The sequence below is a fragment of the Galbibacter kalidii genome, from assembly GCF_026241135.1.
GTDB lineage: Bacteria > Bacteroidota > Bacteroidia > Flavobacteriales > Flavobacteriaceae > Galbibacter.
Genome location: NZ_JAPFGA010000010.1, coordinates 74276 through 91132, shown reverse-complemented (window position 1 = coordinate 91132; position 16857 = coordinate 74276). Strand labels below are relative to the sequence as shown.

9 protein-coding genes are annotated in these 16857 nt (G+C 38.5%); all 9 read left to right on the top strand.

The features are described 5' to 3' along the window. The first annotated feature begins 50 nt into the window (after positions 1–50). The 9 genes from OOZ15_RS11460 to OOZ15_RS11420 all read left to right on the top strand — a co-directional run bounded on the left by OOZ15_RS11460 (position 51) and on the right by OOZ15_RS11420 (position 16756). Positions 51–839, top strand: coding sequence for a DUF3108 domain-containing protein (locus tag OOZ15_RS11460; protein ID WP_265956550.1), 789 nt, complete (start codon positions 51–53; stop codon positions 837–839). After that, positions 839–1807: a tryptophan 2,3-dioxygenase family protein gene (locus OOZ15_RS11455; RefSeq protein WP_265956549.1), complete on the top strand. Its 969-nt coding sequence runs from the start codon at positions 839–841 to the stop codon at positions 1805–1807. Before OOZ15_RS11460 ends, OOZ15_RS11455 begins: the two co-directional genes overlap by 1 nt. Beyond that, positions 1808–3127, top strand: coding sequence for a M23 family metallopeptidase (locus OOZ15_RS11450; protein ID WP_265956548.1), 1320 nt, complete (start codon positions 1808–1810; stop codon positions 3125–3127). Then, positions 3099–4739 (top strand): glucose-6-phosphate isomerase, encoded by a 1641-nt coding sequence (pgi, locus tag OOZ15_RS11445; protein ID WP_265956547.1) that lies wholly within the window; start codon positions 3099–3101, stop codon positions 4737–4739. Before OOZ15_RS11450 ends, pgi begins: the two co-directional genes overlap by 29 nt. Positions 4740–4904: 165 nt before the next feature. Further along, the gene (locus OOZ15_RS11440; protein ID WP_265956546.1) at positions 4905–7538 is read left to right on the top strand and encodes a TonB-dependent receptor; all 2634 of its coding nucleotides are present in this window, start codon (positions 4905–4907) and stop codon (positions 7536–7538) included. A gap of 243 nt (positions 7539–7781) precedes the next feature. Then, positions 7782–8216, top strand: a complete 435-nt coding sequence (locus OOZ15_RS11435) for a hypothetical protein (protein ID WP_265956545.1) — start codon at positions 7782–7784, stop codon at positions 8214–8216. 199 nt (positions 8217–8415) lie between these two features. Continuing rightward, positions 8416–10872 (top strand): TonB-dependent receptor, encoded by a 2457-nt coding sequence (locus OOZ15_RS11430; RefSeq protein WP_265956544.1) that lies wholly within the window; start codon positions 8416–8418, stop codon positions 10870–10872. Between the two features lie 11 nt (positions 10873–10883). Beyond that, positions 10884–16400 (top strand): fibronectin type III domain-containing protein, encoded by a 5517-nt coding sequence (locus OOZ15_RS11425; protein ID WP_265956543.1) that lies wholly within the window; start codon positions 10884–10886, stop codon positions 16398–16400. After that, positions 16397–16756: a hypothetical protein gene (locus OOZ15_RS11420; RefSeq protein WP_265956542.1), complete on the top strand. Its 360-nt coding sequence runs from the start codon at positions 16397–16399 to the stop codon at positions 16754–16756. Before OOZ15_RS11425 ends, OOZ15_RS11420 begins: the two co-directional genes overlap by 4 nt. The last annotated feature ends 101 nt before the right edge of the window (positions 16757–16857 follow it).

Genomic DNA, 16857 nt, shown 5'->3' with positions numbered 1-16857 from the left:
TGGCAGAAATTTTTCTGCAAATTATGGTGTCGCAGAAAAATTTCAAACACATGAAAAAGACAATTTTAGCCCTGATCGTATTTTGGTTATCGGCCTTTACAAACCAAAACGGAGAAATGGAATCGAGTGCTTATCAAGCAGGTGAATGGTTTCAATTCAGAATACACTATGGAATATTCAATGCGAGTTATGCGACACTTCACCTTAAAAATGACTATTTGGGTGGGAAAGAGGTGTATCATGTCGTAGGACACGGACGAACTACCGGTTTGGCGAGTTTGTTCTTTAAAGTAGAGGATAACTACGAGAGTTATTTTGATAAAGAAACAGGAAGACCTTATAAGTTTATCAGGCAGATAGACGAAGGAGGGCATACCAAGGATCTTGAGATAGATTTTTATCACAACAAAAATAAAGCCGTGGTGAATGACCACAAGCACGGTACGAAAAAGACATTTTCTACCCCTGATGATATACAGGACCTACTTTCAGCTTTTTATTATTTAAGGGATCATTATGATACCAACAATATCAGGGTTGGTGAAGAAGTTGTGATGGATCTTCTTTTTGATGATGATGAGACCTTTAAATTTAAATTGAAATTCTTGGGAAGACAAACCTTGAACACTAAATTCGGAAAGGTAAAGTGTTTGAAGTTCAGACCTTATGTGCAGTCCGGACGTATCTTTGAAGAAGAGGAGAGTTTAACCCTTTGGGTGTCTGATGATGAGAATAAAATTCCGATGAGGATAAAAGCAGAGATACTCGTAGGATCGATAAAAGCAGACCTTAATGCCTTTAAAGGACTTAAGCACCAATTTAAAATCCAAATGAATTAATGGCAATAAAAAAACCTGAAATCGAAGCGCAAATAGCTAAACTTGAAGAAAAGTATAAGAATTCAGGTCAGGACCTTAGCTCATATTTAGACGGACTTTTATACGAACGTTACCTTACTTATTGGGATTATATCCATTTGGATACACTTCTGAGTTTGCAGATTCCACGTACACACTTCCCCGATGAGAAAGTTTTTATCATGTATCATCAGATCACGGAGCTTTACTTTAAGCTGATTATTCATGAGCAAAAACAAATCATAGACGATAAGGTTCAAAAAGCGGATTTTATCATTTCTAAAATAGAACGCATCAATAATTATTACAAAATATTGATCAATTCTTTTAATGTGATGATCAATGGGATGGAGCGCGCACAATTCCTTAAATACAGAATGGCTTTATTGCCGGCAAGTGGTTTTCAGTCGGCCCAATTCCGTATGATCGAGTTGTATTCTACCCCCATGTACAATTTATTACCCCCTTCAGCACAAGAAAAACTCTCCCCGGAGAGCCCTTTGGAGACCTTATATGAAAATATTTATTGGAAAAAAGGAGCCGTAGATACTAAAACGGAAGAAAAAACGCTTACATTAAAGCAGTTCGAGTATAGATACACACCTCGATTTATGAGAATAGCCAGGGAAGTTGAAGGCACAACGATCTATGAAAAGTATCTGCAATTGCCCGAAGAGGTTAAAATAAACAAGATGCTTGTATCAGCGATGAAGCAACTCGATGTAAATGCGAATGTTAACTGGAATTTGATGCATATGGGGGCCGCCTATAAGCATCTAAGCAAAGAAAAAATGACCATTGATGCTACTGGAGGCACCAATTGGAAAGAATATTTGCCTCCAAGTTTTCAAAAAATCATATTTTTTCCTGAAATTTGGAGCGAAAGTGAAAAAGCCGACTGGGGAAAGCAGTGGGTAGAACATATGTTTAATCCTGAAATGAAAGAATAAATGCCCAAAAATGTTGTTGCACTATTGCTCTTGACCGTTATTGCTGTGGTGTCGTGTAAAGAGCCGAAGGAAGAAAAAGAGCCGGTAGCTGCGCTGCCGGAGAAGATTGAGCCTGTTGAAGTTAAGGAATTCGGATATAATTTAAATGATTATTTGGTGGTGAGGGATACTGTCAAAGCGGGAGACAGCTTTGGAGAGATATTGCAGCGCAACAACTTGAATTATCCTGAAATATACAATATTGTTGAAGGAGCTAAAGATTCTTTCAATATCGCAAGCCTACGGGCAGGGAAACCTTATACCTTGCTTTGCAAAAAGGAAGATACACTTCAACTTCCAAAATGTTTTATCTATCAACCCAACAGTATAGACTATGTGGTGGTCGATTTTACTGATTCCACCAAGGTCCGAAAAGGGAAAAAAGACGTAAAACTTGTAGAGCGTGAAGCTACTGGTGTTATCAACAGTTCGCTATACGTAACCTTGCAGGAAAAAGGCTTGAGTCCGATAGTTGCCTATAAAATGTCTGATATCTACGCATGGACGGTTGACTTTTTCAGGATTCAGAAAGGTGATAGGTTTAAAGTAATTTTTACTGAAAAATATATAGATGATTCCATTTATGCAGGAGTTGATAAGATAAAAGCAGCCTATTTTGAACACAAAGACGAAGCTTTTTACGCATTCCCTTTTGAAACAGATTCAACCAAACATATTGTTGATTTTTTTGATGAAAATGCTAAAAATTTAAGACGTGCCTTTTTAAAAGCACCGGTTCAGTTTAGCCGTATTTCCTCACGTTATAACTTAAAACGACGCATTGCCTATTACGGAAACAGGATACGTCCTCATAAAGGAACCGATTTTGCAGCACCAGTGGGTACTCCTATCTTGTCGACGGCCAACGGTACCGTTGTAGAGTCAGCTCGAAGGGGAGGAAACGGAAATTATGTAAAAGTAAAACACAATAGCACTTATGCTACCCAATACCTGCACATGAAGAAAAGAAAGGTGAGTGTAGGCGAATATGTGAAGCAAGGAGACGTTATCGGTTGGGTAGGAATGACCGGAAATACTAGTGGCCCTCATGTGTGTTATCGTTTTTGGAAGCATGGCAGGCAAGTAGATCCATTCAAACAAGACCTTCCAAAAGCAGAACCGATAGAAGATTCGTTAAAAGTAAAATACTTGGATTACATCCAGCCTGTTAAACATCAATTAGACGCTTTGGTGTTTCCTTCTGAAGAAACGATTAATGATGAAGAATTTTTAACCGAACTAAACGAAAAAAATGCCACTAGCAGCAATAAATCCAACTAAGACCAAAGCCTGGGAAAAACTTCAAGATCACTATAACCAATTCAGTAAAACTACAATGAAGGGCATGTTTGCCCAAGATCCGCAAAGAGCCGAAAAGTTCTCTATTCAGTGGAATGATTTTTATGTAGATTATTCAAAAAACAGGATAAACGACACCACGGTAGAACTACTGTTGGGACTGGCCAGTGAAGTAGGACTTCAGGAAGCTATCGAAAAATACTTTACGGGAGATTTAATCAACGAAACCGAAGGCAGGGCCGTTTTACATACCGCTTTACGTGCTGCATCCCATGAAAAAGTATTTGTGGAGGGTGAAGATGTGATACCTGAGGTTTTTGAAGTGAAACAAAAAATAAAAACCTTTACCGAAACTGTTATTTCCGGAGAAAAGAAAGGATATACAGGAAAGGCTTTTACCGATGTGGTAAACATTGGTATTGGAGGTTCTGACCTTGGTCCGGTTATGGTCACTGAAGCCTTGGCGTATTATAAAAACCACTTGAACGTTCACTTTGTAAGCAATGTGGATGGTGATCATGTTCAGGAAGTCATCAAGAAATTAGATCCGGAGACTACCCTGTTTGTCATTGTTTCCAAGTCGTTTACTACACAGGAAACCTTGAGCAATGCACTGACTATTAAAAAATGGTTTTTAAAATCAGCTACACAGAAAGATATAGCTGCACATTTTGTGGCCGTATCGACCAATCTTGAAAAAATTGACGAATTTGGGATCGACTCGGCCAATGTTTTTCCTATGGAAGACTGGGTAGGGGGAAGATTCTCGTTGTGGAGTGCGGTAGGACTTTCCATTGCCTTGGCTGTGGGCTATGACAATTTTGAAAAATTACTGAATGGCGCTCATGCCATGGATGTTCACTTTAGGGAAACCCCGTTTGAAAAGAATATTCCCGTATTGTTAGCCTTGTTGAGTGTATGGTACAACAACTTTTATAGAGCAGAGAGTGAAGCCATGATTCCATATACACAATACCTGCACCGACTACCTGCCTATATGCAGCAGGGAACCATGGAAAGTAACGGGAAAAGCATCGGACGTGACGGAAAAGCAGTTGGTTATGAAACCGGAACCATTATCTGGGGAGAACCTGGAACCAATTCGCAGCACGCCTTTTTTCAGTTGATCCATCAGGGAACTAAATTAATTCCGGCTGATTTTATTGGTTTTGTGGAGTCTTTACACGGCGATAAAGACCATCACGATAAATTGATGGCTAATTATTTTGCACAAACCGAAGCCTTGTTGAACGGCAAGGAAGAAAAAGAGGTTAGGGAAGAATTGGAAGCAAAATCCCTATCAGAAGAAGAAATAGAAAAATTGTTGCCGTTTAAATTGTTTGCCGGAAACAAACCTACCAATTCAATTCTTATTGATAAGCTAACACCACAAGCCTTAGGTGAGATTATCGCCATGTACGAACATAAAATATTTGTTCAAGGAGTGATATGGAATATTTTTAGTTTTGATCAATGGGGTGTTGAACTTGGAAAACAGCTAGCTTCAACGATATTGAAGGATATCAAGGCCGAAAGCGTTAGCAATCACGATAATTCTACGTTAAATCTTTTGGAATATTATAAAAATAGGTAGTATTCTTTTGTGAGAATATAAAAAATACCCTGTTAATTCAATGTGAATTAATTTGTTATGATTTTTGTTTACTTTTGTTAAGGTGTTAAATTATTTAACATTGGCTTAATGCAGGATTCTATTTAATATAAGACTTTTGCTACGTTAAATTAAATCAAACAACAAATGAAGACAATTTACAATTGGATTTTTACGGCAGTTATTGCTTTAATTACTACTACAGCCTTTTCACAAGGAACAGTAACGGGTACAGTAGTAGATGCTAGTCTGGGCGAACCTTTGCCCGGCGCTAATGTAATGGTAAGAGGTTCTTCCTCTGGAACATCAACAGATTTTGATGGAAACTTTACATTGGATGTTTCACAAGACTCAGGAACCATTATGGTTTCTTACATTGGATTCATAGCTAAGGAAGTTAGCTATACATTAAGCGGTGGCACAGCAAATATCGGTACTGTTTCACTTCAACCCGACGCTGAAGAATTGGAAGGTGTTGTGGTTGTAGGTAGTGGGGTTATTGACCTTGCTCGCGACAGGCAAACACCTATTGCGGTTTCAACTGTAAAAGCTGAAGAAATTGCATTGAAATCTGGAAATCAGGAATTTCCTGAAATTTTGAAATCAACTCCATCTATTTATACAAGTAAAGGAGGCGGTGGATTCGGAGATTCAAGAATGCAAACCAGAGGTTTTGATCAATCCAATACAGCATTTCTTATCAACGGACAGCCAATCAATGGTATGGAAGATGGTAGAATGTACTGGTCAAACTGGCAAGGTGTTATGGATGTTGCCAATGCAGTACAGGTTCAACGAGGTTTAGGGTCTTCTAAACTAGCTATTTCTTCTGTCGGAGGAACTATAAATATTGTTACCAAAACTATTGATTCAAAAGAAGGTGGGTTTTTACAAACAATGGTCGGGAATGACAACTATTTGAAAACAACAGGATATTATTCTACTGGTCTCAGTGAAAAAGGATGGTCGTTTTCAACTTTGTTAGGACATTGGCAAGGAGATGGGTATAACCACCATATGGAAGGAAATGGTCAGACATATTTTATTTCAGCAGGATATGTTCCAAATGATAAACATTCATTCAATTTCTTAATTACCGGAGCTCCTCAAAGGCACAACCAAAGAAATAGATATACTTTAGCTACTTTATTGGAAAAAGGGGCTAAATATAATGATCAGTGGGGATATCTTAATGGCGAAATTGTTAATACTTCTGGAAACTATTATCACAAGCCTATAGCCAACCTAAACTGGGATTGGAATATTAGTGATAGAGCAGAATTATCAACCGTGCTTTACGCTTCTTGGGGAAGAGGTGGCTCTATAGGGTTAAGGAATTATGGTTCTCAAAGAGAAGATAATTTTGATTTAACAGGTCAATACAATTACAATAGGTCAATAACACCAAACGCAGATGGTTTAATAGTTGGTGAGAGAAGAGCTGATGACAGAAGAGCTGATATACTAAGATCTAGTGTAAATGAGCATAGCTGGTATGGAGTAGTTTCAAACTTTAATTATGAAATTAACGATGTGTTTAGTTTTAATGTTGGTTTTGATGGCCGTTCTTATCATGGAGAACACTACAGGAGAGTCGTTGATTTCTTAGGCCTAGATGGCTGGGATGATGATACTAACAACGAACAGTTGGGAAGTGATTATGTAGTAACCGAATCTTATAGTGTGAACCCATGGAAAGCAACATTTCACGATACACCAAGAGATCAAAGAATAGCATATGATAATCCTGAAGATATAAGATATTTTGGAGGATTTGGACAATTTGAATATGCAACAGAAAAGCTTTCTGCCTTTGTGCAAGGAGCTGTTTCAACTCAATCTAACCAGAGATTTGATTATTTCAATTATGTAGAAGGTAATGAAAAGTCAGAGAAAGTAACTAATACCGGCTTTAATGTAAAAGCAGGGGTTAACTATAATATTAATAATCAACATAATGTTTTTGTAAATGCAGGGCATTATTCCCGTCAGCCCTATCAAGACAATATGTTCTTGAACTTTAGAAATGATGTTAATCCATTATTGACTAATGAGAAGATTACAGGTTTTGAAGCCGGTTATGGCTTTAGAAGTTCTGTATTTGCTGCAAATGTAAATGTATATCAAACAACATGGGATGATAGAGTGGTTAGTGGCTCGTTAAGTACAGGAGAAGGCTTTTACCAATTTCAGGGAGTTAAACAAGTCCACCAAGGAATAGAAGTAGACTTTACAGCGAGGCCAGCCCAAGGTCTTCAGTTTAAAGGTTTTACATCTATAGGTCAATGGGAGTATGATGGAAATGCATCGCAAACTGTATATGATGACAATCAGAATGTTGTAGCTGAAGGGGATCCTTTATATTTAGACGGTGTTAAGGTGGGTGATGGAGCTCAATTTACCATTGGTGTTGGTGGTCAGTATGAATTTTTAAGAGGATTAAGTGTTGATGCCAACTATTTGCACTATGACAATTTATATGCTGGTTTCTTGCCAACTGATGCTGAATTTTCAACACCAGATAACAGAGGGTCTGTTAAATTACCATCATATGGTTTGCTTGATGCCGGTTTAACCTTTGATTGGAAAGTTAAAGATAATCACAATCTTGTGCTTAGATTTAATATGAATAATGTTTTAGACGAAACATATATTGCGGAATCATTGACTAATAGACATGTTGAGGAAGGTGTTGAAACTTATAAAGGAATAAGTGTAGAAAATCAAGTTTATTTCGGTTTCGGAAGAACATGGAACTTTAGTATAAGATATAAGTTCTAATCATTTGTTAAGACAAATAAATCATAAAAACCCCGCAAATCGCGGGGTTTTTTGTGCTTAAAGATCAAAAAATCACTATTTTTGATGACGATGTCTAAAAAGTATTGAAAACCATTGTCACACTGAGCCTGTCGAAGTGTAATGTAATGAAGGTTAAATAGTCTTCGACAGGATCAGACTGACAATCTGTATAAAAACAAACTTTTTAGACACCCTCATTAAACTCACAAAACAAACACATTCATGTATTCAACAATCAACGTATTACACTCATACTGGGCTTATTTAACGGTTCTTATTTTGGTTCTAGCGGTTATTAATGCTATAGTAGGCTATGCAGGTAAAAAAGAATTTGCCATGGGAAAAGACTTACGGATTAGTCTTTTTGCACTTATTTGTACACATATTCAGTTCCTTATCGGTTTGATCCTCTATTTTGTCTCCCCTCGGTTCGCTTCCTGGCAAACAGGTGGTGTGATGGGGGATAGTCTGCTGCGATTGGTACTGGTAGAACACCCTGTTACCAATATCATTGCTATTGCTTTGATCACCATAGGCTGGAGCAAACACAAAAAAGAACAAACCTCACAGAGAAAATTTGGAAAAATAGCCCTGTTCTACGGAATTGGCCTGTTTTTGATCCTGCTTAGGATTCCTTATATGCTTTGGTTTGATTAAAAACTCAGACCTTGAAGGTTTTCCAGACGATAAATGTCCGGACAAGTAAAACCTTCAAGGTCTAACTTCAATACTTTTCGGAAGACCTCAATCCCCTTATAAACTGGGTAAATTTAAAAAAAAACATATATCCGTAGAAAAAAATAACTATTTTACTATATTTATGGTTCCTAAAATCATGTAAACGAAAACAGGGCTATTGAGAATACTACTACTCTTTTTACTGCTTTTTTCGGGCTTATGCTATGGTCAAAGCTTTGATCTGAATCAGTTTGATAAGAAAAAACCTTTCCGTTATAGTGGAGGGATTTCTGCTAATGGTGTTTACTATTCGGGGAGCTCAAACAGGCAACCTTTTACCTATTATGTAAGCGGGAATATAAATTTTAATATCATAGGCCTTTATAATATTCCACTGTCGTTTACCTATTCCAATCAAAAATTCGATTTTCCCAATCCGTTTAAATTTAACAGGTTGAGTTTACACCCATCCTACAAATGGGTGACGGCCCATATCGGGGATGTATCGATGAATTTTTCGCCCTACACCTTGAGCGGCCATCAGTTTACGGGGGGCGGGATAGAACTGTCGCCACCAAACAAACCTTTTAAGTTCAGTGCGATGTACGGACGCTTTTTAAAGGCCACCGAATACGACCCCGAAGTACCGGAAGGAATGGCAGCATACAAACGGATGGGGTATGGTCTGAAAGCATCCTATGATTTTGGTCCCGTGGGTGTTGGGGCCATCTTTTTCAGGGCAAAGGATGAAGAAAATTCCTTGTCCGAACCTTTGCCGGCCGAATCGGAGTTGTTGCCCAAAGAAAATGTGGTGGTCAGTTTTGAAACTGATGTAAAGCTTTTTGAAAGGGGTCAGTTTCATGTGGAATATGCGATGTCGGGAGTAACGGAAGATACCCGTATTGCTGAAGCCGGGGAAGAAGGTGTGCTTTCTTTTTTACTAAATGAAAATTCGAGTACCGAATACTATTCAGCTTTTAATGCAGCTTTTAATTACCCAGCCGGAAATGGATCCGTAGGGGTGGGGTATGAAAGAATCGATCCCGATTATAAGACTTTGGGAGCCTATTATTTCAACAATGACCTTGAAAACATCACCGTGAATGCCAATCAGACGGTATTTGACAACAAACTGAACGTGGGGGTCAATGCCGGTTTTCAAAGGGATAATCTCGACAAATCAAAAAGTTCGGAATTACAACGTGTCGTAGGATCGGTCAATTTGGGTTATACCCATTCAGAAAAATTATCCTTAAACGGATCCTATTCCAATTTTCAGTCCTACACCAATATACGCGATCAGTTTGATTACATCAATCAGGTTTCAGACTATGAAACCCTGGACACACTGAATTATCGACAGGTTTCCCAGAATGCAAATCTGGGGGTGAATTACGCACTATCCACTTCAGAAGAAAAAAGAAAAGATATCAATATAAACATGGTCTATCAAAATTCGGTAAACGAACAAGAAGGGGAGACCATGGAAGGGGGCGACAATAGCTTTTACAACGGATCGGCGGCTTACACTATTGGATATAAGCAGTTGGCGATGAATGTTTCTTTGGCGGGAAATGCTTCCTACAATACCGTTGGGGAAGACAAAAACTTGACATTGGGGCCAACACTTTCTGTAGGGAAACAATTTTTTGATAAAAAACTGCGCACCTCTTTTTCGAGTTCATATAACACCACCATGGCCAATGGCGAACAGCAAGGCAGTGTGTACAACTTTAGGTTGGGGGGAAATTATGTCTATCTCGAAAAGCACAACTTTAGCCTTAACCTTTTATCCCTTTTCAGAAATGGGGCGACCAGTAGTGGCAACGATTTTACGGCGACGCTTGCTTATTCCTATACCTTCGACAATTTCAAGGTGAAATTTAACCGTAATCGGAAGGTTCGCGACCCGATTTACAACGAACCCAAAGTGCGTTTCAGGTATAGGGATGTGACCTATAGCGGGACGCTCACGGAGGTAATTGAACAATTAGATAATGTGCAGACGAGTAGCCAGTTTGAAAACATTCCATTGTCAAAGACCGGTACCCTGCAATTGCTTTTTGAAACGGTAAAAGAACAGGAAAAAGCCAAGCCGTTCAAGGAAAATGCCCTGATTTTTTTAGAGGAATTATACAGATTTGGGGATTTCCTGGAAGTGTACGATCGATTGGTTTTTGAGGTGATCAACAAGCTGAAAAGGGACATGCGCAATATTGATTATCGATTGGAAAAGCGTTTTGTGAATCAAAAAACAGAATTGGATGGACATGAGCTGAAAAATAAAGATCTCAACAACCTGACCGAATCGGAAAAAGAATTATTGCCCGATTTCAGGGCCCATGAAAAAGAATTGCTGGTAAGGCAGCAAAAAATGGTCGGTCACCGCTGGATGGAAGTGCAGATCTATGGCTACAATTCCATACAGCACATAAAAGAACCAGACGCTTTACTAGAGGAGTTTAAAGAGAAGGAATCCGAAAAAGCATATAAAATATATGAAGAATATTCTGATTTAGAGGAAATTAGTGTATATTTAGAGCTGCAAATGATTGACTTTTATTACAAAAAGTCATTAAATGTAGTCGACCCTAATGATTTTGAATTGAAATATATAGAACAAACCAAGAACTAAAAACCTACTCAATGAAGGGATTTTTACGCCTTTTAATTTTATTATTTGCTACATGGACGGCCGGTGCACAGACCTATCCTGTGAGTGTGACACCACAAGTAAAGCAACCGGCGCCCATTTATTTGTCTTCCTATGCCGACGCTTCCACCATCAATAGTCCGTTACAAGTACAACTGTTGCTCAACGACCTGAGCGTAGCCAACAGGGAAATCCGTTTAAAAACCTATTTTGAAGGCAATGGCCTTTCTTTTGAGAGTAATTCCATAGTCAGCGGAGCCCCCCAATTGTTTCTGGAGGGAGGGATTCCCTTGGTGCTTACTAATGCAGAGTTGGCGCCCTATTTTGAATTTTCCAATATCAATGGGATCAGTGCGGTAGACTACGGCCGGGCCATTCCCGAAGGACTCTATAATTTCTGTTTTGAGGTTTACGATGCCGTGAGTGGTAACCGCCTTTCGCAAAAAAGCTGCGCCACGGCCTATATCTATCAAAATGAACCCCCGTTTATCATTGCTCCACAAAACAAGAGCAGCCTTGAAGAACGGAATCCACAAAACATTGTTTTTCAGTGGACACCGAGGCATATCAACGTGACCAATGTTGAATACGAATTGAGCCTTGTGGAGATCTGGGATAATTATGTAGACCCGCAAGCTGCTTTTATGGCTTCGCCACCGGTATTCCAGACCACGACCCGTAGCACCACCTATGTTTACGGGCCTTCCGATCCACTTTTGTTGCCCAACAAACGCTACGCGTGGCGCGTACAAGCCAAGGCTATGCAAGGTACAGAAGGAATAGGCTTGTTCAAGAACAACGGCTACAGCGAAATATTTTGGTTCAACCATACCGCTCCGTGTGACACCCCACAAAACGTAAGCCATGAAGTAAAAGGCATGCGGGAGGCTAATATCTATTGGGATGACGCGTCCACGGAGATTTCAGAATATACAGTGCGCTATCGTGAACGGGGAGAAGGAAACCAGTGGTTTACCTCCCGCTCTACGGCCAATTGGGTGACCCTTTGGGACCTGCGCCCGGGAACGGTCTATGAATATCAGATAGCTAAAAAATGTGAATTGGTTAATAGCGAATATTCACCTGTAAAAACCTTGACCACCTTTATCGCCGATGATGAGGCCGGACTCTATAATTGCGGAATCCCGCCGGCTATCGATATTTCGAGTCAGCAACCCTTGGAAAACCTACAAAAAGGCGATGTCTTTAAAGCCGGGGATTTCCCGGTAAAAGTACTTGAAGTAAGTGGAAGTAACGGACGCTTTACCGGAAAGGGTTATGTCACCGTTCCCTACCTGAGCAGTATAAAGGTAGCTGTAGAATTTACCAATGTCTTTGTCAATGCCGATAGGCAACTGGCCGAAGGGATGGTGGTGACAAAGTATGACCCCAGCCTGAAAAATATATTGGATGTGGATGAGGCCATTGATGATGTGGCAGATGCCGTGGAAGCCACCGGCGAAATGTTTGAAGGGGATAACGACTTGGATGAGATCCATGTGAATTTTGAGATTCCTCCCGGAAAAGAGAATGAATACATTACCATTGAAGATGGGGAAATCGTGGTAACCAATCCCGCAAACGGAGCAACGGAAACGAGTCCATTAGGGGATGATAAAGTTATCATTGATAGTGAAGGAAACACCTACCACGTCGATGCCGGAGGAGAAATAACCCAAGGCGGACAAATAGCCGAAGGTGGTGCCGTAGTAGCCGATAATGTGGAGGGCGTTGGCAATAACGGACAACTTACCTCTTTGACATCCGAAGATGTATTGGTCACTTTTGAAGACGACCAGGGTAGCAACTATGGATTTGATGCCCTGCCCGATGGGGAAAAAGACGCCCTGAAAAATGAATATACCATTATTAAGGATGCCGATGGCAACGACTATGTGTTGCCACATAAAGCTGTAGAAAATGGGCAACCGGATAACATTGTAGCCCATATTGAATTCAAGAACAGCGATTACGACCAATCCGATATCCTTTTTAAGACCCAACAAGGAGTGGAAGTGCCTGCTGAAAGTGTTTCCTCTAACATGATGCGCCTAAACCTGAAAGGACATTATACCTATGAAAACGAGATTATCTATGCCGTTGTAAAGGCTAAGGACAGCACCCAAAAACAACAAACGGCCGGAGCGTTTACCCTTTGGCATATGACGGACAGGGAAGTAAATGTAGAACTGATACGCGTTAACGATGCCGAAATAGGCGGTGATGTAACAGAGAAGGTATACAAAATCTTTAAAAAAGGAGTGACCACGGTTAATGTGAGTATTGCTCCTGACCGTTTTAATATTGACCCCGGGCAATTTGGCGCCAATGGTATCGATATAGCCGACAGCCCGTGGTTGGCCAGCTATAACGACGAACAAAAAGCATTTATAAGCCAATTTAAGAACAGCGGCCAAACCGAAAACGATAAATATTACCTCTTTGTCTTTGGCGGTGATATACAACCAAGTAAGGATATAGCCGGTTTTATGCCTTTACAAAGGCAGTTTGGCTTTGTTTTTAACGCCAGTGCAGAAGAGGAAGGGAAAGGGACCCTGACCAAAACCATAGCCCATGAAATAGGCCATGGTGTGTTTGCACTAAAACACCCATTTACCGAATACGGTACAAAACACACCCCTTGGTTGATGGACTACACCTCCGGGGACGGCCTAAGCCATATGGACTGGGCACAGATGCATAATCCTGACCTGAAATTTTATGTTTTTCAGGATGATGAGGAGGGGCAATATGAAGCCTATGAACATTTAATAGGGTATAATGTTGTGCCTGGTGTGTTCAACCAACACGATGAACAAATTGATGATAACCCTATTTCATTCATTTCAAGTGCCGGTAAAATAATTACACTACCAAACAATGTAGAAGATATAACATTTGATAGTGGAAGATTGTGGGCTTTTACCGTTTATGAAAACGGAAAGAAAGAAAGATATGTTTCAACTAAATGGACAAATGACGGCAGTTTTGCAGGTTATCTTAAACAGGTGGGTAATAGCAAGAACTGGAATGATGTAGTATACCGTGATGATATATCAAGGAATTTATCTGAAGAAGTGACGGTATATTCTGGAATATTATCAAGTGGAGATGGAGTATGTGGAATTGACCTATACAAAAGAAGTTTTCCAAACGAAGCAGATAAGAATGAATGGAACAGTGGAGGTAATAGAGAGCCTATGAGTAGTGCAAACTACGTTGCCGGATTAGAACCAATAGTTTCCAATATAAGTTCACCTCAAGCTTGTGATTTGTGTGAGAATGGGGAGGAATTCTACAACAAATATGCCTATCTAGCAGAAACCGAGCCCAGCAGGGAAGCTTTAATGAATACTAGTCGATTAGTATGCGAGGATCCACAGTATTATGAAATTCTTGTTTCTCAACTGAATAAAGATTTTTCAAATAAATTGGATGATGTTTTTTGGTTGAGTAATTCAACAGAATACGAGAATGCAAGAGATATATTTTGGGAAGCAGAAGATGCATTCGAAAAATATTATGATGCTTTAGTTGCAATAAATGATAAGATTGGTCAGTATAATACCAATTTAACAGCAGATGTTGAAAAAGAGCAATTATATGCTGCTATATACTATTTAAATAATGACTTTATTAAGTCTCTATCAGTAAGTCAAAAGGTAAATATATTAAACAAAATTTTTGAGAAAGACTTTTTTATAACTTCAAGTTTTCTTGGATTGTCCGATAAGGATGATGAGTCTATGGTAATGAAGGTGGTTAACTCAGTTAATGAAAATAAAAGTGAAGCTACAGAATTTCTTGATTCATTAAGCCAATCGACAGAACTTTTTAATGATTTATCAAGCGGCCTCGACGATCATTTAGATGCAGAAAATTACACAAACTTTATTTTAAAGCTAACAAAACTTTCCAAACTAGCATATGATCCGGGAGAGGATGGCGAGGTTATGCCTTTAATATGGGGTGCAGAAAATAAAGAATTCATACTGAAATTTACTATCCCTATTAATGACTACCGTTTTGATTATTCAGATGGAGAAGTATTAGTAACGGGAATGTGTTATAAAGAGACACAAATAACAGAATTTGGAGGTTTTGATGTAAATATTTGCAAAATAGATAAAAAGCCTCTTCATCCTTTTAAAGATTTTGCACAGGTAACAATTATAGATAAAGCAGGAATATTACCGGTTTGTAATAATAATCAAAGTCAATTTTGCGGTAGAGCAGTTATTGTACCAGCTATATTTCTTGAATATATGCAAACAAAACTGAACAACCAAAAGCTTGAAAATTTAGGTTTTAATGTCATAACTATAGCCGGAATTGTTTTGTCAGGTGGAGAGCTTGCAGCAGCTAGGGTTGGTTCTGCAGCATGGTATTGGGCTGCTGCTGATTTAACATATACATTCTCAGATCCTATTGCCCAAAACTTTAAAGATGAAGTTAAAAATTTTGTAGGAGAAGAAGCTGCGGAATATATCTATATGGGGTGGAATGGGGTAGAATTAATTTTTGCTGCAAAGGATTTAAACGATCTTTCAAAAATTAACAAACAAGATATAGCTAAAACAGTTGCTTCAAAAACCGTATTAGGAGAAGATGAGTTTTACAGGCTTTTAAGAAGGAGCATCAAAAAAGACAGACCTGATATTTCCGATGCTGATTTAGAAAAACTAATAGAAAACACCAAAAATTCTATAGGTCAGATTGAAACTGAGCTTTCACCTGAGCTTCTAGAAAGTGAGATTTCAAAAGCAGGGCAAAAGTTTGACAAATTCATAAGTAATACTTGGTCAAGTGCCATAGGAGAAAGAATTGAAGACTTGACAGAAGCACCAATAGGATATGAGTTTTATATTAGGGATGGAAAAAAATGGATAAGAAGGCAAAATGGTAATGTTGGAAACCCAGAGTATCCTCGCCTAACAGTTAAAGAAGGAAAAATAGTAAGATATTTTTCAGAATTTGATGTAGCTTATAAACAAGGGTGGTCTAAAAGTAAAGTGCTTTCATATAATAAAGGAAGTAGGCCAAACCCTTCTGAATATTTAGAAGCCGATTACATTCAAAATCATATAAATAAATTTAATGAAGAAGGAGGGGCGTTTATTGTAGTTAAAAGTTGGATAGAAAATGGTGCCCATAAAAAGTTTCCTTTAAGGAAATATGTGATGCTGAAATCTGATATGCAATCAGCGATATTGAGATATAAGCATACTAAAAATATTAATGAATTAGAAGATGCTTTAGGATATTCAAGAGGTGATCTTAGTGGTTTAGAAGAAGGTCTTTTTGTTTTTTATCCTAAAAATGAAAAATATAGGTTTGATATACCGAACGGAAATGAAATTGGTGCTAATAGTTTATGGGAGCCAGGAGGTAAAACATCGGGGGATTTTATGGAAGCTGTTTTAATTAATGAAGCTGACCCAGCTGAACAAATTTTGCATGACAAAAATATAGAAACTTTAAAAAATCAATTTGATTGGGATAAGTTATGAAAAAAGACACAAAAACAATCAGTCCAAAGGAATTGTTAGAAATGTTACCCAGTATTACAAAAAGCAAGAAGTACTTAGGATGGAGGAAACTAATAGAAGAAGATCTTGAAAAATTTAATTTGGAGGGGATTCTTAACATAATTGATGGAATAGAAAATGAATATAAGACAGAAAAAAATTATTGGGATATTGATTATCCTATTGCTTTAAATTTTTATCCCAATTGTGGAAGTGAGATTTATTTTGATGGTCATGATTATTATTTAGTTTACCGTGATTTTGGCGGACATGTTCCAGAAAAAAGATGTCGTTTAATTAGAAAAGAATTAATAGTAAATGATAAAAGAAGTACATAAACGAAGTTGGGATTACACTGTATAACGTTGATGATTATTATGTAATTACCGTAGTTTTTACTGGAATAGTAGATTGTTTTAGAAGCTTTAGGTTAGCTGAG